Below are 19,068 nucleotides of genomic sequence, written 5' to 3'. Positions count from 1 at the left end.
AGCGATCGATGGTCTGCACTTGGATGTCGGAAAGCGCGACGGGGCTCGCTGTCGCCTGACAGAGTGCCGTCACGGCGAGTAGTTTCGATAGCATGGGGGTGCTCTATATCTATGTGGTAGAAGCGGCTAGATAGGAATCTACCGCCAGAGTGATCTTCCGGCTCAAGTCGGTGGCGCCAACCGCATTCCGGGCCGCAGCCGAAAGAAGCATTCCCTTGCAGATTCCCAGCAAGTCGTGGGCCAGGCTGCTCGCGTCCCCCGCAGATACCCCGTAGTCCTTCTGAATCGCTCGTTCCATGGCTGGGATAAGTTCCCCGACGAGCGAACTATCACGAGCAGCAACAAGGACCAAGGGCTCGGCAAATGCGAGTTGCGTTGTCAGCGCAGGCCGTTCCTGGGCGTGTGCAAGTGCTGCGCCTACTGCGGCGGCGACCGCCCCAGGGCCGGGATGTTTCATGATGGCGTCTACTGCTCTCGCCGCCCTGCCCTGCACCTCTCTCACAACCAGGGCGCGGAGCACAGCTTCCTTGTCGGGGTAGTACTGGTAAAGAGACCCGGTACTGACGCCAGCCAGGGCTGCAATGACGTTGGTGTTGAAATCTTCAAACTGCCGGCGCTCAAGCAGTTCCACGTTGGCGGCCGACGCCCACCAATAGCCCGGATGGCATTGCCCTGACAGACCTGGGGATTCGGCAGGCGGAGGACCTTGCAGGAAACTGGACCGGCCGGCCAGCGGCGATCTTGAGCTCCCCTTTTGTGCGTGCCAGGCAAACGGCGGAGCCACTCGCCCGGCGGTTTGGCATGCCGATAGGCACGGCTTCCGTACAGGAGTTCACCTACCTTTCTCCGCGGAAGTGTGTGGGTACGACGGCTGCCTCCAGGCGTTCGTGGGTACTGGCGTATTGGGATCTCAGTGACCCTGACCACCGCGACGGTCCTGGCGCAGAAACCTTCCGGGAGTTTGTTGATCGGGCCAGGTGCTTGCTGGCAGATGCAACATGGCGCGACCGTGGAGAGGTCGTGGTTTTCTGCCATGGGCAGTTCATGCAGATGCTGCGTTGGCTCCAGGAGCATCCAGCGCTACCGGTGGATTCCGAGGCAATGCGTCACTTCAGAAGAGTGGATCTGAAGCATCCAATTGAGCACTGCCAGCAGTATCGGATCTGCGCTGGCTGAGGCCGGGCTTCCCGGCTGCTGACGCGTAGAGGATGGAGCCCCTGTTCTTGGGGCTCCAACGTGTGCGAACTCGGGTCAGGCTGGCGCCAGATCCGCCGCTCTCTCCATGCGAGCGATGAGAATCTGCCTTTCGCCATTCTGGACATTGGAGTACTTTGGTGCGATCGAATTCGCTCTGGTCGTTTCCCAGTAGTCGACGCCGGGATCCAGCATGAGGGTGAGCACCCGGCCGTCGTCGAAATGCACTCGCAGTGTTCTCTGGTGAGGTACCGCTTGTCTTGACTTCTCGATCGTAGAGACCTTGAAGTCAGACAGCAGCTTCTGCAGGTCGCGTTCACGCGAAACATCGTTCTGCCAGTCACTGTATGCAGGTCGCTGCCCAGAAGGCCTGCTCATGACCGACATGGTGGTGATCTCCACTTCACGGTCAGCTCCGTGCGTGTAGCCTGTCAGCCCCTTGACGAGCGCTGCAAACACCCCGGCGCTACTGCAGCTGCGGAAGTAGCGATCGCTGTACTCGATGCGCTCAACACTGTCTTTCAGCATGGCGGGCAAGTCCGCACAAAGCTCATTCAGCGCAGGAAGAATCAGCTCATTGAAGAACTGGCGCGGCTGCAGTGGCTTGTGCGGAACGATATCAAATACAGAGGCGCTGACATGCGCGTGCAGGTTGCCGGCCAGGCCTTCCGCTGGCACCCACTCGACCTGCGGGAACGCCGGGGAATGGCCCTGGATGTAGGCGCCGGTGTTGGTCTCCTGTGCCCAGCCGCTTCGTCCTTTGGACCCCTCCAGTAGAACACGCGGAACAAACCCGCCCTCTGGCTCACTCCATAGGCCAACAGAGGAAATCGCGCCTGCTTCCACGAGAATCGCGCAGCGCCGGCGGAACGTTGCCTCGCCGTCAAACCGGCCGCGCGGCACCACCAGATTGCGCACCGATGCGGGCTGGCTGTCCTGGGTGCGTCGGGCAAGTTTCAGCATCAGGCTGTTTTCACCCGGGTCCTCTTCCTCTCCAATGTAAAGGGTCAGCACCGGAGCCCCGCACAGCAAAAGCGTTGAGTTGACAGCATCGGTCAGGCTGCGTGCTTCCCATCCAGCGTCTTCGCCAAGCAGCGCAATGGCATCGTCAGGCACGAGCAGCGTGCCTCGGAACTGGCCGCCCAGGAGCTTCTGGACCGCGTGGCGATCCAGTACATCTGCCACGTCGCGGGTCTCATGTGACAGCAGGCATTCCGGGCACGCCGAGGCACAGCTGGCCGGGCACGCGGCAGCCTCGACAATGGCTGCCGAAAGAAGCTCCTCGACATTGTTCTCGAGTCTTGAAACGTATCCCGCGCCGCCAGAGGCTCTGTCAAAGATAATCACTGCAAGCCCGGCGTTGCCCTGCATCAGAACCCTCTGCACGGCAAAGCCCAGTTCGCCAAGGTCGATGCCAAGGCGTCTGGCGGCAACATTGCGCAACAGGACCGCCAGCGTTGCGGCCACTGCCTGATCTGACAGTGGCGCACCGTCCACCGACGGCACCAGCAAGTACTCAAGCACGTCTGTCCGTGTGGTTGCACCCAGCGCACCGAGCCGCTTTACCAGCCAGCCGCTTTCCTGGGCTGGCTCGCACCAGCGGTCTGTGAAAGGTTGGCGGTGCCGATAGCCGCCACCCTTCTCCGGACTGGCCGAACCTGGCTCGCACCAGCCACATGCCAGGCAGAGCGAGAAGCCGGAATGCTCCTGCCCGAACGTGTGGTGATAAACCTCCGCAGAGCGCCCAACACGAGACCAGCCCGCCTGGCTGGCCAGCGCTCGACGGATAACATGGCTGCCGTCTGCGTTCCTGACACTGAAACGAGGCATTTCACCCGGTATATAAGTTGGTCTGGAGACGTCATCATTGGGTTTGGCGCCAAGCGGGACGACAAAGCCAGCCGGTACGATGTACTCGAATATCCCCGGGGTGTGTTCGTCCACCACCTGGCCGCAGACCGAGCAGGCGTCCGGGCGCTCGGGTCTGTCGGTTACTTCACTGCAGGACTGGCAGATCAGGCGCCAGCGCAGATCCTGGATCTCTCCTGGCGCCATCGCCCCGGCAGGACGCTGCCAGTTCATGGTGAGGCCCCCTACCCTGTAGACCGCGCCTCCAACTACCACGTTGGCGCCTGGCTGATACTCGCGCAGCGCGACCGCAAGCTCGCGGCTGAGCGAACGGTTGCTCAGGCTCTCCCGCTCGGACATCTCGGCCCGGCCAACATCCGACTTGACGATCAGCAGCTCGCGTACATCCACCGGGAAACCGCGCGCCGGCAGGACGCCGCGAATGGTCAGAAACTGCAGGAGGTAGGCCTTACCCATCCGCACAAGGCGGTAGGAGAGTGCATTTCTTGCCTCTTTCTGCGTGGCCGGCACTGCATCCCAATGGGTCTTCGCTGAATCCCACTCGGCATACCACGACGTCGCTGCAGACTCGAATGCCTGCCTCGCCGCTTCGAGCAGTGGCTGCAAGGCTACACCCGCAAGACTTGAGCGCTCCAGCATGACTCTGATGGCATCATGCGCGGCGGGTTTGAAGTTGCTCGTTTCCTGAAGGAAAGCCATCAGCATCTGGAACGGCGCTTGGTCGCGTGTATCGGATCCTGCTTGCTCTTTCACTGGGGCTTCCAATCCGAAGAAGCCGCCGGCTGTCATCTTCATGATTTCCCCGCCATTTCCCTGGGCGGAGATGAACTCGCGCAGCAGCCAGGCGTTGAGGTGGCGCTGGACGATGACCGGGCTTCCAAGCTGCACCACTGGCGGCCTGATACTGGTCGCCAGGAAACCGGCCGGGTCCTTGAAAATGCCCAGCGAGCGTGGCTCGTCGCGGCATACCGTATAGGCCAACGCACGCGTTTCACCGCGGCGGCCAGCGCGGCCCGCACGCTGCAGGTAGTTGGCGACCGTTGGTGGGGGATTTGCCATGGCCACAACCGCGAGGCTTCCGATATCCACACCCATTTCCATGGTAGTGGAACAGCTGAGCACATTGAGATTCCCGGCCTGGAACTCTGCGGTCAGCCGGTCGAGCTGGCGCTGATCAATCTGGGCGGAATGTTCGCGTGCCGCGTAGAATCGTGTGCCAACAAGCGCACGGTCAAGCGCTTCAGGCCAGAGCCCGAGCCTGACCAGCGGGTGGTCGCGTCGACTTTCCTCCAACCACTGCTCACGCTCCGGCACTGGCACGGAAACGCCGGCGCGCTGCCAGAACGTGTATTGCGGGACCGGCAGGGAGACCGGTTCACAGGCAATTGGCACTCCGTCAGCCTGGTGATAGGGAGATACCCCCCGCAGCACCGTGTCCAGCAGGCGCCGGGTGACCGGACAGAGCCAGAGCTGAGTCGGCCGCGACAGCGATACGGTTGACCAGCGCAGGCAATGACCTCTGCCTTCGACGTTCAGCAGGTGCTCGCTGGAAATCAGGCTGCGCTTGGCAGCGTCGAGCACCTCGCTGACAAGCTGTGGGCGCATGCCGGGGAATGCAGCGCGCAGCAGGCGCGGTAGACGCGCGCGACCGCCGCTGCCGGTCTCGCTGTCAAGCCTAGGCCACTGGAACCTGTTGCCCTTCTTTTCGCCCTTTTCTATCCGGTCAACCAGATACTTGCGACTGAAGCGCGTTCCGATCCAGTTCTTCTCATCCTCGGAAAGCTCGACACAGGCGTTCTCACGGATCACAAAATCCATGTAGATCTTCAGGAAGCTCTTCCACTCACCAACATCGCCACCAATCTCCACCCATGCCAACGGAAGCTGGCCCGCTGTGATCTTCTCGATCCCGGGATAGCAGATCGAGACCAGGCCAAGCGTCTCCAGGGAGTTTGTCCGCTTGGGCCTGCGATACAGCTCGCGCAGCAGCAGTAAGCGGGAGACAATGCCTGCAGACGTCGGCCCCATGAGCTCGGAAAAATAGGGCGCAATGGTCGAATCGATCTCAGGCTGGTCCGCCAGCCTGCTCTGGATCTCCGGCCACGTCTGCGGGTGGCTGCCCTTGAGTCGGGCCTCGTGCTTCTCCAACTGCGAAGCAAGGTCTTCACGCTCCAGCGGTGCGGTAGCATGTGCCAGCTCGGCTTGGATCTGTAGAACCTTGCCTCTGCTGAACTCAATTTCCCCGAGGGTCAATGGCCTTGGCAACAGCTGCGGGACCACGTGGCGGATGTAATCCCTGAGTGCAGAATCGTACATCCTGGCCGCTCCGCGCGCGGTCCCCTGTCGGCTGTCAGTGAAGGTCAACAGTCTCCGTCCTTCCATCAAGACGGAATCACCCACTGCCGCCGGATCCGGCGGTGCAGCAGCCAGCAGTTCCGGGATGATGTTGTTGAGCGAGAACGGCGCGGTAAGCCGGATCGCCCTTCGGCTTTTGTCGATGTCGGTAAATGCGTTGCCACAACCGGTGCAGCGGCATGGCCGCTCTGCCTCGACATCGTGCATCGCCATGGAGGACTTTCTGCTGTAGGGGTTCCAGACCATGCCTGCGAACTGCATCTCGCCATCCAGCGAGGCGATCTCGCCTGTCAGTGGGTTGAAGAAGGCCTCCCCGGTCGGTACACCTGCCCTGTTGTCCTCGAGGCTGCAGACAAGGACGCGGCTGTAGAGTCTTTCTTCTAACTGGTCATCGTCATTCGCTTCCACGTCAGCAAGATACTCGTCCTCCCGCTCTGCTTCCGCACGGACAAAGCGTCTGTCGGCAGACAACACGCCCTGCAGCGCAGCGGTACCACAGTCATTGCACAGCGACACCTCGAGAACCATGCTTCTGCAATGCGGACAGGCCTTGTGCGACTGCATGAACAGTGCCCCGTATCGCCATTCATCCAACGCGGCGTCCATGCGACCGGAACAGGCTGAGTTGATGCATGACCAGACGGAAGAAATCGTCCGTTGGAACAGATGGATTCTGATTGGCAGGAAGCGGCCGTCTGAGTGGTCTTCGTCCGCCACCTTTCCGGAAGAGGCTACATCGATCCAGCGCGCTGCATCCTGGAGGGTGGGCAGGTCTGCATGATCCGCAATCTCCCTAAGGTTGGCAGCTGACTTTCTGGTGAGGAGGTCTCGGATCGACATGGCAACAGGTGATCTGCGGAGCGCCATATGCAGGTCTGCCGCGCTGGTGTCTGCGTCCTGGCAAAGCAGCTCCAGTTCATCCAGTGCTGGTGCCTTGCCGCTTGCCGATGTGATCTGCGGGATCTCGCGATGGCCGCGCACCACCTCAACAGAATCCTCCGGGCACCCAGCGAGGTCGGCCAGAAACTTCCGGAGCGCGCGCGTAGATTCATCGCCCGCGTCACCAATCGTTGCTGAGGTAGCGATGAATCGGACATCTGACGGCTTTACGTTGAAGGCTTGAAGCGTGCGGCGCAGCAGAAGCGTCAGCTCGGCAGCGGCGCTTCCGGTGTAGGAGTGCGCCTCATCAATCACGATCCAGCGGAGCTTTCCTGAGGATGCTTCAAGGATCGGACGATCCTCCGGCCTGATCAGCATCAGTTCGAGCATCGTTGTGTTGGTGATCAGCAGTGGCGGTGGACTCAGTCGCAGCGTCTTCCTGTCAGGCACCTCGCAGGAAGAAAAGGCTGCGTGCTCATGGGCCTTCAAGCTTTGCTTCATGTCACCGTTGTACAGCGCAAACCGGTGCTGTCCTGCACTCGGCTCCATCCATGCCTCGAGGCGCTCCTTCTGGCTGCGGATCAGCGCATTGAGCGGGTAGATGAAAAGCGCCTGCACTCCTGTCAACGGGGCCTTCCGCTCTTCAGTCTGCTCCCACAGGCTGCTGAGGATCGGGAACAGGAACGACTCGGTCTTGCCCGCGCCGGTACCCGCTGAGACCAGCACAGACTTGCCAGCCGCCACTGAATCAAGCGCGGCGCGCTGGTGCACAAACGGCCTGCGGCTACGCGGGAAGTGGTAATCGCCGGACGCCTGGTCCAATGCATCAATGAAACGCGGATGCAGCAGGCCCTGCAGTTGCAGGTCGTCCAGGGTTGCTTCGCCACTCTGCCAGCGATACATGCACTCGATGAGTGGGACCCCGAGCACGGCGCCATCCTCGTTCGCGTAGCTGCCGAGCCATGACTGCAGCCAGGCGCGAAGTCCCGGATCCGCCGGACGGTACATGCTCATCACGGCATCCGAAAGGCGCTTTGGAATGCGCTCCAGCAGAGGGTGGGCCTTCAGATTCTCGTAGGTGTTCAAGCTGCATTCTCCAACATTGCGATGGCCGAGCAGTAAGCGTCGTCAAAGAGCATCGGGTCGATCATGTAGCGCGCAAAGAGCAGGTTGTCCCGTAGCGATTGATCCATGTCGTGCCGGTACCAGGTGGCAACGGCAAGTTCATACGGGGCAAGAAGGAATGTCCGGTCAAGATCCACGCTTGGCGTGATGCTTCTTGAGCGGGTCCGCAGCGTGTCGACCAAGCCTGGAACGGAAAGCCTTTCCCACAGTTCCGCGGCCGCGTCCCTCACGGGAGGATCGCGAAACTCCAGCTCCTGCTGCCGCCGGTCAGACCACTCGCCCACCGAGGTCTGCCATGCATCACTCCAAGGGCCAAACGCCGCTCTCAGCTTGACGAGCTCTCCAACACGTCCCGCCAGCGGAAGGCTGGCGAGAAGGCAGGACACATCGGTGGTCTGGGATTCGCCAAATTGCCTTCTACTCCATTCGAGCAGCTCTGCAGATGCCTGCGCGAGCGCCGCGTGCCAGAAGAAAGGCAACCCATCCAGGCCCCAGCGCAACCCCTGCTCTGCCTCCGTGTACCCGCGAAGGCGAGCCAGCGCGAGCAACCGAAGTGCCAGAAGCGGTTCTTTTGCCAGTACAAGGAACGGATCAAGCCAGCGCAGATAGAACTGGAATGAGCCAAGCCAGCCCAGCAATACATCCAGCTCCGCTGACGACTTTCCGCTGTGCGGGTCATCGGTGATGCGCCGGTAGAGCCCAATCAGGGCTGCAGATCGAGCGTGCGACTCGCTAATGCCCACCGCCTGGAGAAACTCCGAAGCAGTGTCGGCCTGGTCTTCACCCAGGACCACGAGGCAGGGTGCGGCCTGGCGCGATGGATCAATCGCCAGGTAGACGCCAGGGAAGAGCTTGGCGTCAGACAGCAGCCAGGCCTGGCTGTCCTTTCGCTGCAGTTCGATTGGCTCATCGCCAGTCACGTGCGTAAGTTCCCTCAGCTGCACCCGCACGTCATCGGATGCGCCTTCCACCGTCACTTCAGCGCCGATACGCCTGATCCGATAAGGTTCGATCTCGATTCCGGGCCCATTGGGGAACTGGACCTTGAGTGCATGGGTTCTCGCGCGCGGATCGAATGAGAGTGCCTCAAGGAAGCCGCTCACTTCAGAAAGTGGCAGGCGGTTGGCACGCAAGGAGAGGCTGTGGACGGCATTCCAGGACGCGCTGGCCCGCCTCACCTCGAGACGGTTGTGCAATGCCGTGCCGGCCTGGGCCACGATCCTGCCCGCGGCGATCGAACTCACGCGGCGCATTCCAGTCGCAGTTTCCTCGCCACTTGCCAGGTCAATGAATGAAGCGGGCTTTGGGCATTCGAATAGCAGATCCGCCCTGGTGCCTGCAAACAGCAGTGTGACGGTGAGCAGGCTGGAGCCTGCGAATTTGATCGTGCAGGTTCCGTCGGCCGCCGTAGCGTGGCCAGCAATCGTAACGCCGGCTGGCAAGGACAGCGACAGGTGCCGACTGGTAGTGCGGTGATCGAAGCCTTGAGGAAGCACGAGAACGCGTCGGCGCTCGGCAATCACTGCACTGGTGTCATCAACCAGACGGAATTGCATATCGCCACTGGCGCCTCTGGCCGATTGGCCTAGCCACGCACTGTCTCCTGCCCTGCGCCATTCAATACGGCCTGAGAGTCCGCCGAGCTTTCGGGGGTTTGCGTCTCCAACAAAGACTGTTGAATAGCCCTTCACGCGGAAGTGTGGAGGGCGTCCGGAGAAGTCGAGATAGCCTTGCGGGCCTGCATAGCCTGATTCAACAACGGCGAAGTCTCCGTCCGCAGCCGTAAAGACGGCCTTGCCGGAGACGCTCCAGAGTGGTCGCGCCGAGCCATTCACCATCAGTTTCTCGCCCAGGGCTGTCGCCTCTCCGGTGACGATAGTGCCCTCGGGTGCCGCAGCCAGCAGTGTGCGCGTGCGGAGCCTGACCGGTGCCGGAGAGCGGTAAACGGGATCGCCATCTCCAGGCTCGAAGACCCATACGCAACGTTCGTCGAGCGGTTCGCCACCGATACAGTCGAGGCGGCGATACGTGCCGGCGTCACTGATGACAAGCGAAACCGCGCGGTCGGAAACGTTCTCGGAAAGGTCCTGGACCGCACTCGCCTGAAAGAACCTGCCTCCGTCTTTTCGCCTTGCCTTGAAGGCCTCGCCGACAGGCTCTCCCGCAATCGCATAGTGGACAGCAACAAGGCCTGGCACCTCTCCGGCTGCTTCGAAGCCCGTGCCGTCGATCATCGCGCGGGTGTTAAGCGTCCATGCGCCATGTCGCCTCGATATGATTCGCTCGATGGCACAAGCAGCGCCTTCGGTCGCAGCCAGCGCCACGTTGAGCAGATGCCCAACGATCTCCTTTGCCGCATCTTCCTCAACACGGAATGGCAGGGCCTGCATCCAACCCGACATGCTCCAGATCCTGTCCAGCGCCCCACCTTCCCACTGCGCATCCGTGGTGAGCTTGAGGACTGCGCGAACAAGGTCAACACACAGGCCTGGCAGGTGCTCCGTGTGTTCATGTGCTTTGCGAAGGTCACTTCTTGCGTCCGCTGCACCGATGAGTGCCTGTGCAGTCGCTTGGGCATCCACTCCTCCGGCAACTTCGTGCTGCATGAGGCTGTCCAGGATCTTCCGGATGGGCTTCCCTTGCCGGATCATGCCACTCGGCAGTCCAGCTTGGCCGATCACGGTCTCAAGCAGAAGATCGGCTCCGGGGCGGCTGACGACAGGTATGCGATAGAAGCTGAAGCTCTCATCCATCAGCTCGCGGAAGCGCGCGCCATTCCGGTTATAAAGCCTCAGGATTTCCTCGCCGCAATGATTCCAGGAGGGTGAGCCCCCGTCATAGTTGGAAGCAAAACGTGCGGCCGCAACAGGTGCAACCGCTTGCACCTGTGCTTTCCTGGAGACCAGCGGATTATTGATTGAGGCTTCGAGGGCGGAAAGTGCCCAGAGACCTGCCTTGTAACGGTACAGCGGCCGACCATCGACCGGCTCAGTGCCGAGCATTTTGATTCCCTTCATCGCCGCCCCCTCAGGCGCTTCCTTGCTACGCTCCAAGGATTACACAGATTTCGGGCAGTTGAGTAGCCATTGCTGGTGGCGCAGTCGTAGGACCTGAGGCCTTTGAGCGCCGGCGACCAGCCTGGGTGACGAGCCGTATTTCGCCGAGGGCACGCTGCGACGCGGCCTCACCAATCACTTCACAGCTTACGCCGGCGCGACCCTGGCCAATGCGTACGGTGCAGTGCTGGTCGGCAGCGCGGTCAACACCCCGATCGGTGCATTCTCCGCCGACCTCACCGCCGCCGTGGCCCGCCTGGACGATGAGGTGTACCCCAGTGGCACCATGAGCGGGCAGTCCGCACGCCTGACCTACAGCAAGCTGCTGCCGTCCACCGGCACCAACTTCGCCCTGGCGGCGTATCGTTACTCCACCAGCGCCTACCTGAACCTGGCCGATACTGCACGCCTGCGTGCCGATCTGCGTGCCGATCTGCGCGCTGGAGAAGGGCCCGACCGCATTGGTCGCCAGCGCAGCCGTCTAGATGCAAACCTCAGCCAAAGTCTGGGCGATGGCAATGGCTCGGTGTGGATGACCGGCAACACCACCACCTTCTGGAACCGAGGCGGCAATACCACCACCTTCAACGCCGGCTATAGCAACACCTTCCGGAACACCACGTACAGCGTGTCGGCCCAACGCCTGCGCGAAACGTTCAGTGCCGGCAGCGCGGCAGGCGGATCGTCCAGCACGGCGATGCGGATGGAGGGCATGGCGATGTTCATGGGCGTCAAGGATCCAGGAAAAGATGAGGACCTCCAGCGGCCGCCGCCAAGGTCTCCGCCCAACGCCCCGCCACTGAGGTGCCGGCACTCTAGTGCCCAGCTGGCCCGGTGAATATAGAAATCGTACGAAAGTGTGGCGTGGCGCTGGTGCCGGTATGTGCATGTGTTGTGGAGACGGGGCACCCGAAGGTGCCCCGTGGATGATCACCAGCTACGGCGCAGGCCAAGCTGTCCGATGACGTTGCGATAGCCGGAGTCACCCCGCTGGAGGTTCATCTGGCCCCAGGCCGCCCAGTTGGTACCGAGCCTCAGCTGGGCGCCTGCCTGGACCTCGTAGCGGTTCTGAGGCGTATCGACCTCGAGCTGCTCGCGCGGCGCAAGGCCGCCGACCAGAATGGCGGCCCCCTTGGTGCCCATCAGCGTCGAATCGCTGACGGTCAAGGAAAGCCGATCGGTCGGGGTCAGCGGACTGTCGTTGTAGATCCAGGCACCCAGCACATCGCCTGTCGCGACGCTGCCACCGGTCAGTGAAAGCGCTCGGCCAAACACGCCCAAGGCGGAATTCCGCGCGCCGCCACTGGTGGCCGCGTCGGTGATGCTAGAGTTCGCGATGATCAGCGAGGCATTGTTGACGGTAGCCACTACGGCGCCGCTGCCCGTCATGCTGTTGCCGGTAACAGCGCTATCCGTGACCGTAAGTTGCAACATGCGGAGTTTGTTCGAACACGCACGATTCTCGATTGCAGCCAGTGCTAGATTAAGCTAGATGAACGGCGATGGATGTGTGACGATAGTTCGCGAAGGCATGCACTTCGAGCAAGCGGTGTCGGTATAGTCCGCGACGCATTTGCATGGTCAAGCGAATGCCCCGTCGATTCCACCTTATGACCAACAGGCAAACCGATGACGACTGCTTCGACCCGTACAGAGCCCGTGTTTCTTCTCACGCCGCCAACGCCGCAGAATGTCACCGCCGTTGCTGCTCTGTTGCAGGCCAACGAATCAGGGACGGGCGCACTCACCGGAAAATTTCCAGACGAAAAGGTGGGAGGAATGCTGGATCAGCCGTCGCCGGTCATCAGCGCGTGGGAGGGCGACCGATTGCTGGGCGTGCTGTTCACGGCAGAGGCGACGGCAGCGGCTGGCGTGCCGGTGCTTGCCGCGATGCGCCAGGCTTGGCCAGGCAACGCGAGTGATTACCTGTATGGCCCGGTCTGCATCGCCGAGGAAGCGCGGGGCCAAGGGTTGCTGCGCAAACTCTACGACAATGCCCGGCTGCATCTCCCAGGACGTGCGGCCGTGTTGTTCATTGCCGACTCCAACGGTGTCTCGCGCAGTGCTCACGAACGCCTGGGCATGCACGCGGTTGCGTCATTTGAGTGGACCGACGGACTATGCCTGGTCTATACCGACGCCGCGCCGATTCGCACGGAATCGCTTTCGCAGCGAGATCAACCTGACACGCTGACCCCAACATTGCTGCACCTACACCAGGCTATCCAAGGTGGCTGCTGATCGCAGCATTAGTGATGAGCAGTAACGTCAGGCAGCTCATCGCAGACCACCAACCGTCTCTAGTGAAGCTGCGATCCCAGATGAGAAGCGAGGCATCGATGAACTTGTAAGCTCGCCGGGTTTCGCTGGAGATGTTGTCTGTAGACATGGCCGTCTCCCAAGGCTATTCCTGACAGAGCCTGGCTCTGTCCAGGAAATCCCGGGAACTCCAAACAGGAAAGGGCCTACTTTCTGGATTGAGTAGCGACGTACAGGGTGCCCAAGACCGCGAGCCCAGCGGCACCGAGAGCGATGGTTTTGACTACGCCATATCCACCTTCAGCTGTGCGCTCGATCGAATCAACCCTTCGATTCAGACTCTCGATACTTCGCTCCTCAGAACGTACCGCCGCCTCAAGCACCCTTCCCCGCTCTTCCTCTGTGGATGCCAGCTGGGCAAGCTTTCGGTAGGTTCGCTGCGCATTGCCGGCAATCTCAGAAGCAGTTCTAGCCTCTGCTTTCTGAGAAGAGCCGGTAGAGCGCGACACCTGCTTTCCCATCGTGGCTGCGGCTTGGGGATCGCCGAACGCTTGCTTTGGCATAGCCTGCAATGACGTCAGCAGATCTACTACGCTGCCTGATGCGCTGCCCTGGATTGCGACCTGGGCTGCTCTCTCCAACATGCTCTTCATGAAGACTCCTGACACTTGCGCGCATGGATGTCGCGCGCATTCCTTTGAGATTATTGATTTAGAGAAGAATTAAAGCAATCAAGGGCGTGCGTCTAGCTTTCGAAGCGATGGCGATGCACGCACTGCTCTTGACGCCTGTGACGCTGGCGGTGTCGCGGGCGCTAGACCTATCGGGAACGCATGACCACTACCCGCCGTGATCGGCCAACGCATCGTGAAAATCGAGCTCGTGGACGATGACAACCCGTGATCCTGCCTTGCGCAGCTTGATTGCCTTCTCGACCTTGCGTCCGTAGCACGCAAACGCCCAGCATGGGTTGCCTTCCGCACCGATAACCAGGTAGTTGACCTTCTTCGACGGAGACGAATGGGCCGATCCCCCAAGCCTCTTAACGACGCCTTCGAATTCGGCGCGGGTGAAGCGTGACGATGCGCCTGTAAAGCAGAAGCCCCTTTCCATGAAGCTGATCTCTGGATCCACCGCGCATAAGCCAACGATCTGCCGCCCTTCCAACACGCGCGGACTGGTGATTGTGCGGTCGTCAAGCAAGGGCGTGAACTCTGCGAAGAAAGCTTGGAGCATCGCGTGTTCCTTCGCGTCTATCTGCTTGTCGGCGAGCACCCCTGTGATCAGGCTACCCACCTCGTCGAAGGGCCAGCATGTTTTCAGGTGCTCGTGATCTGCCATCCAATCTGACAGGGCGCGCAGCTCTTCCACGGAGATATGCGTGTCCGCAACGATGCCCCCCAAGATGGCATGCAACCGCTGCAGGTCGGCAGTCACGTCGTCGTAGAATTCAGTCGAGCGCAGACGTTCACACAGCCACACGATGTCTGCGTGCTCTTCCTCGGTCAGGACGCCGTCGGCTACCGCGGCAGTGACAACCGGCACGAGCTCGTTGAAGGGGTGCTGGTCACGCACGGTGTCGTGCTCGGCCAGCCACAGGTTGAGGTAGTCGAGCTCGAGGGCGTTGATCTCGCCGTCGATCACGATACCTTCCACGATGCCGATGAGCGCGTTGACGGATTTGTCCAGCCGGGCCTTCGACGTGAACTTGAAATAGTTGCGGTGATCTGAGTGCATTGCGTTACGTCCCTGTTCAACGCCGTCCAGTGGCGTGTTATGGAAACTTACCGCCTTATCGGCATCAGGCGCTAGAGCCGAGATTGCACGCGTCCCGCACCGGTTACGGGCAATCTGGCAGCGCGGCGGCGCGTCCACGCGCTATGTCCAGGTTCTTGGGGGGGGCACTGGCTGGCACACGCAATGTCGCGTTTCGCCCGCTATCCCGCGCTGTGCTGTCACGTGTCATTCCGGTCGTGGAGCAGTGGCGTTGCACCACAGCAGCTCGAACCTCAGCTCAAGCATCTGCCCTGAATCCAGCCGCTTCGGCGCCAGGGTAAACCCATCAGGCGGCCCAGTCTGCGGCTCCACACACGTCGCGTGCGCAGCACCGTCATACACTACCCAGTGATCCGTATCCGCCCGCAACTCCAGCCGCTGCGCCCCAGACACCAGCACCACCTCAGCCTGGTTGATGAAGCAGTCATCCCAGGGCCCGGTCGCGGTCGGGGGAGTAACACGGGGCAATGTAGCGATGCCCTCCCCGTCCCGTGGATACATCGCACTTGGCGAGAACAGCAGCTGATCGGGCTTTCGAAACCACGGGTGCCAGCCAAGCACCGCCGGCATCGCCTTGTCGCCGGCTTGCACGGCCAGCCTCAGCTTCAGACGGTCGGGCAGCACATGGATCGCCTGGGTCGCACGCCCCCCGAAAGGCCAATAGCCATCCTCAGGAAGCGCCAGTGACAGCGTCGCGGTATCCGCGCCAAGATTTTCAATCCGCCACGGCCGCGAGAACCCTACGCCATGGATGGCATGCGCCCCAAGGTTCGGCGGGAGCTCAAACGCCTTGCCATCAAACACAAAGCGCCCCTGCCGAATCCGGCCCGCCCAAGGCACCATCGGATAGCACCCCCATCCAATGGCGGCCGCCCCACCCTCGTCCTCGCCCACCAGCCAGTCCACCCCGTCGTACCGCATCTGAGCGATACGGCCACCGGCGTCCGGTGCAAGCGCGACCTCCAGCCTGCCCGCGCGCAACCAGTACAGGCGCCCACCATGCACCGGTGCCTGCGCATCATCTTTGGGTGACGCCGCTTCAAGCGCCATACGGATCGATCGTCCGGATGCTGCCGTCCGGCTCCATGTGCAGCGGCGTGCACTTGACCGAGCGCAGATGGGTCACGCCGCCGGATAGCAAGGCGTCGTGGTAGAAGAGATACCACTGCCCCTTGAACGCGCAGATGGAGTGATGCGTGGTCCAGCCCACAACGGGCTTCAGGATCACGCCCCCGTAGGTGAACGGTCCGTACGGGCTGTCACTGATGGCGTAGCACAGCAGGTGCGTATCGCCGGTCGAATACGAGAGGTAGTACCGCCCCTGGTACTTGTGCAGCCACGGCCCTTCGAAGAACCGGCGCGCATGGTCATCTGCCCGCAGCGGCTGTCCGTGCTCATCCAGGATGACGATCTCCCGCGTAGGCTCCGCCAGCCGTGTCATGCCAGCGTCCAACCGGCCGACTCGCGGGCCGAGTGCCGGCGCGTCGCCGGTGGGCTCCTCATGCGCCACATCAAAGCGATTGTCCCGGTACTTCTGCAGTTGGCCGCCCCAGATGCCGCCGAAGTAGAGGTAATGCGTGCCGTCCTCGTCCTCGTACACGGCCGGGTCGATCGAGTACGTGCCCTCCATCGGCTCGGGCTCCGCAGTGAACGGGCCCTCGGGGTGATCTGCCACCGCGACGCCGATGCGGAACATGCCCTGCGCGTCCTTGGCCGGGAAATACAGGTAGTAACGGCCGTCGCGGTGCGCCGCATCCGGCGCCCACATCTGCTGCGCGGCCCAGGGCACGTCGCGCACATGCAGCGCCACGCCGCAATCGGTGGCCTCACCCTCGGGAGAGTCCATCCGCAGCACGTGGTAATCCTCCATGCGGAAGTGCCCACCCTCGTCGTCGAAGGGCGCGCCGCCGTCGATATCGTGCGACGGATAGATGTACAGGCGCCCTTCGAACACATGGGCCGAGGGGTCGGCCGTGTAGATGTGGGTCACCAGCGGCGGGGAGATGGCATGCGCCTTGAGCTGGTCAAGGGTGCTTCCCTGCCGACGCAGGTGCAGGTCCTGCTCGATGCGCGTCTCCATGCGCTTGTCGATCTTGTAGAAGAAGAGCAGCGCGACCGCGACCAGGAACGGCAGGGAGCAGTAGATGCTTATGGTCAGGCGGATGCCGTCCACCACGGCCTGGGGCTGTTGTTCCGCGCCGGCCTGATAGCCGTGGTGCGCAAGAATGCCGGCGACCAGCGCACCGCCGATGCTGAGCCCGATCTTCAAGCCGCACAGCATCGCGGAGAAGATGATTGCCGTGGCGCGGCGATGGTTCTTCCATTCCGAGTAGTCGGCTACGTCGGCGATCATCGCCCACAGCAGCGGGATGGTGATGCCGTAGCAGAACCCGTGCAGCATGAAGGCGCCAAAGGCCACCCCCACCGCTGTAGGCGGAAACAGGTAGAACACCAGCAGGAACACGGTCGAGACCAGCAGCGCGCCACCAAACACATCACGCTTGCCGAAGCGGTCGGCCAGGCGCCGGGAGACCCCGATGCCCAGGATCATGCAGAGGATGCCGCAGGCGTTGAACAGGCTGAACGCCGAGGTCGCCGGATCCTCCGGCCAGGTGAAGCCGGACAGGCCCCATCCGTTGAGGGTCGCGTTCAATCCGCTGATAAGGCGGTTGAAACCGGAAGCATCGAGAAAGCCCGCCAGTGCGGCCTCGCTCATGTAGTACTGGAAGTAGTAGATGTAGGTGCCGCCCTTCAGGGCCAGGTTGATGAAGACCAGCACCGTCAGGGCCAGCATCACCTTCCACGGCCGGTTGTGCAGCAGGTCGGACAGGTCCTGTAGCACGCCGCCGGTCTGTTCCTTCGCCGGCACGATGCGCTCACGGGTGGTGGCGAAGGTGATCAGGAAGAAAAGTGTGCCCACCACCGCGAACACGGTCATCACCCGCTCGAACCCTTGCACGCGATCCCCGTCGCCCAGGATCAGCACCAGCGGCAACAGCAGGACCTGGATGATGAACTGCGCGATCATCACTGCCACGAAGCGGTAGGCCGAGAGGCTGTTGCGCTGGGCCATGCTGCCGGTGAGCACGCCGCTGAGCGCGGAGTACGGCAGGTTGTTGGCCGCGTACACGAACATCAGCAGGCCATAGGTCACCAGGGCATAGATAACCTTGCCCTGCGCGCCCAGGTCCGGCGTGCTGAAGGCGAGCAGCGACAGCACACCGAACGGGATCGCCGTCCACAGTATCCAGGGCCGGAACTTTCCCCACCGGCTGACGGTGCGGTCGGCGGCAATGCCGATCAGCGGGGTGAACACGAAGGCACCCAGCAGGCCGATCACGAAGATGATCGTTGCCGCCGTGGCGGGCGGCAACCGGTATACGTCGGTATAGAAGAACGCCAGGTAGGTGATCAGCGTCTGGAAGATCAGGTTGGCGGCGAGGTCGCCCAGGCTGTAGCCCAGCTTCTCCCGGACCGACAGCGTGTGCTCGGGGGTATCGCTGTGGCGGGCATCAATCACGACTCGCCTCCACGGTGAAACGGCTCCGCACGCGGGCATCGGCGCTTGAGCCGCCTATCCGTATTTCGTATGCCCCGGGCCGCACGACATAGGCGCCCCGCGCGTCGTCGTACTCGCGCAGTGCCTGTTGCGCGTCCAGATCGAAGGTCACGGTGCGCCGCTCGCCCGCAGCCAAGTGAACACGTTGGAAGCCGCGCAGCGTCTGCTGTGCATCGCCTGCGCCAGCCGCCAGCCGCCGCACGTACAGCTGCACCACTTCATCGCCCGCGCGTTTGCCGGCGTTCGCCACCTCCACCTGCACCTTGAGCGTGCCGTGGTCGGCGATGCGGGGCGCGTCGAGGCTTGGCTTGCCGTAGTCGAACCGGGTATACGAGAGCCCGTAGCCGAAGGGATACAGCGGGGTGCCGTGGAAATAGCGGTAGGTGCGGCCTTCCATCGCGTAATCATCGAACGCGGGCATTGCCTGGTCTGCGCGGTAGAACGTTACCGGCAGCCGGCCGCCCGGATTGACGTCGCCGAACAGCGCCGCGCCCACGGCGGTGCCGCCGCGTTGACCCGGATACCAGCTCATCAGGATCGCGGACAGATTCGCCTGGGCCCACTCCACCGCCAGCGCCGATCCTCCCGTCAGCACCATCACCACCGGCTTGCCCGTGGCGTGCAGTGCTTCCAGCAGGGCGCGCTGGGTAGCGGGCAGACGCAGGTCGGTGCGATCGCCGCCGGCGAAGCCCGGATAGTTGACCGTCATCTCTTCGCCTTCCACGTCGCCGGTCAGGCCGCCGACGAACACGACCACGTCCGCGTTGCGGGCGGCATCGACCGCCTCCTCGAACGGCGGCTTCGCCCCGGGCATGCGCCAACCCAGCCGCACGCCGGCGTCGCGCTCGGCATCGTAGTACTCCAGCGTCAGCTCATAGGCACGGCCCGCCTGCAGGTCCAGGTCCACCCCGTCGCTGCGCAGGCGATCACTGTTGGCCCAGTGGTCCAGCACCCGCTTGCCATCCACGTAGAGGCGGAGGCCGTCGTCGGGGGGGG

Annotated in this window: 12 protein-coding genes and 1 pseudogene; 3 read left to right on the top strand and 10 right to left on the bottom strand. The window is 62.4% G+C overall.

Annotated features, from left to right (window positions below; genetic code table 11):
• Positions 1-109: 109 nt before the first annotated feature.
• On the bottom strand, positions 110-631 hold the full coding sequence (locus ACE026_RS02265; protein ID WP_486037578.1) for a TetR/AcrR family transcriptional regulator: 522 nt from the start codon (positions 629-631) through the stop codon (positions 110-112).
• Positions 632-666: 35 nt separating this feature from the next.
• Between ACE026_RS02265 and ACE026_RS02260 the strand changes: the two genes are divergently transcribed.
• Complete coding sequence (locus tag ACE026_RS02260; protein WP_486037692.1) at positions 667-1,176, top strand: histidine phosphatase family protein; 510 nt, start codon at positions 667-669, stop codon at positions 1,174-1,176.
• A 75-nt stretch (positions 1,177-1,251) separates the two neighbouring features.
• Here ACE026_RS02260 and ACE026_RS02255 read toward each other — a convergent pair whose 3' ends face one another.
• Both ACE026_RS02255 and ACE026_RS02250 read right to left on the bottom strand, forming a co-directional pair.
• On the bottom strand, positions 1,252-7,383 hold the full coding sequence (locus tag ACE026_RS02255) for a DEAD/DEAH box helicase (protein ID WP_486037577.1): 6,132 nt from the start codon (positions 7,381-7,383) through the stop codon (positions 1,252-1,254).
• Positions 7,380-10,439: a hypothetical protein gene (locus ACE026_RS02250; protein ID WP_486037575.1), complete on the bottom strand. Its 3,060-nt coding sequence runs from the start codon at positions 10,437-10,439 to the stop codon at positions 7,380-7,382. The genes ACE026_RS02255 and ACE026_RS02250 overlap by 4 nt, the downstream gene beginning before the upstream one ends.
• 121 nt (positions 10,440-10,560) lie before the next feature.
• On the opposite strand from ACE026_RS02250, the gene ACE026_RS02245 reads away from it, so the two are divergent.
• A complete protein-coding gene (locus tag ACE026_RS02245) occupies positions 10,561-11,316 on the top strand; it encodes a fimbria/pilus outer membrane usher protein (RefSeq protein WP_486037691.1) in 756 nt (251 codons plus the stop codon).
• A gap of 92 nt (positions 11,317-11,408) precedes the next feature.
• On the opposite strand, the gene ACE026_RS02240 is transcribed toward ACE026_RS02245, so the two are convergent.
• Positions 11,409-11,912, bottom strand: coding sequence for an autotransporter outer membrane beta-barrel domain-containing protein (locus tag ACE026_RS02240; protein ID WP_486037574.1), 504 nt, complete (start codon positions 11,910-11,912; stop codon positions 11,409-11,411).
• A gap of 195 nt (positions 11,913-12,107) precedes the next feature.
• Between ACE026_RS02240 and ACE026_RS02235 the strand changes: the two genes are divergently transcribed.
• Positions 12,108-12,719 carry a hypothetical protein gene (locus ACE026_RS02235; protein ID WP_486037572.1) on the top strand — a complete coding sequence of 204 codons (612 nt, stop codon included), beginning with the start codon at positions 12,108-12,110 and terminating at the stop codon, positions 12,717-12,719.
• Positions 12,720-12,943: 224 nt separating this feature from the next.
• Here the strand turns inward: ACE026_RS02235 and ACE026_RS02230 are convergent, their stop codons facing one another.
• From ACE026_RS02230 to ACE026_RS02205, 6 genes and pseudogenes are all read right to left on the bottom strand, one after another.
• A complete protein-coding gene (locus ACE026_RS02230) occupies positions 12,944-13,390 on the bottom strand; it encodes a hypothetical protein (RefSeq protein ID WP_486037571.1) in 447 nt (148 codons plus the stop codon).
• A 187-nt stretch (positions 13,391-13,577) separates the two neighbouring features.
• Positions 13,578-14,612 (bottom strand): BRCT domain-containing protein, encoded by a 1,035-nt coding sequence (locus tag ACE026_RS02225; protein WP_486037569.1) that lies wholly within the window; start codon positions 14,610-14,612, stop codon positions 13,578-13,580.
• 87 nt (positions 14,613-14,699) lie between these two features.
• The gene (locus tag ACE026_RS02220; protein ID WP_486037568.1) at positions 14,700-15,563 is read right to left on the bottom strand and encodes an aldose epimerase family protein; all 864 of its coding nucleotides are present in this window, start codon (positions 15,561-15,563) and stop codon (positions 14,700-14,702) included.
• Complete coding sequence (locus ACE026_RS02215; RefSeq protein ID WP_486037690.1) at positions 15,553-16,518, bottom strand: glycoside hydrolase family 43 protein; 966 nt, start codon at positions 16,516-16,518, stop codon at positions 15,553-15,555. The genes ACE026_RS02220 and ACE026_RS02215 overlap by 11 nt, the downstream gene beginning before the upstream one ends.
• A gap of 27 nt (positions 16,519-16,545) precedes the next feature.
• Positions 16,546-18,072 (bottom strand): annotated as a pseudogene (locus ACE026_RS02210) (MFS transporter); the annotation flags it as partial.
• A partial coding sequence (locus ACE026_RS02205) for a glycoside hydrolase family 3 C-terminal domain-containing protein (protein WP_486037566.1) occupies positions 18,026-19,068 on the bottom strand: 1,043 nt, incomplete at its 5' end. The gene ACE026_RS02205 and the pseudogene ACE026_RS02210, both read right to left, overlap by 47 nt.

The organism is Stenotrophomonas sp. AGC87, assembly GCF_057333975.1.
The sequence above is the reverse complement of the archived record's forward strand: the minus strand, read 5'-3'. Positions and strand labels throughout refer to the sequence as shown.

Bases quoted from the DNA above. Each gene is read 5' to 3' on its own strand.
- ACE026_RS02250 (WP_486037575.1), bottom strand. From the start codon at position 10,439: ATGAAGGGAATCAAAATGCTCGGCACTGAGCCGGTCGATGGTCGGCCG.
- ACE026_RS02240 (WP_486037574.1), bottom strand. From the start codon at position 11,912: ATGTTGCAACTTACGGTCACGGATAGCGCTGTTACCGGCAACAGCATG.
- ACE026_RS02235 (WP_486037572.1), top strand. From the start codon at position 12,108: ATGACGACTGCTTCGACCCGTACAGAGCCCGTGTTTCTTCTCACGCCG.
- ACE026_RS02230 (WP_486037571.1), bottom strand. From the start codon at position 13,390: ATGAAGAGCATGTTGGAGAGAGCAGCCCAGGTCGCAATCCAGGGCAGC.
- ACE026_RS02220 (WP_486037568.1), bottom strand. From the start codon at position 15,563: ATGGCGCTTGAAGCGGCGTCACCCAAAGATGATGCGCAGGCACCGGTG.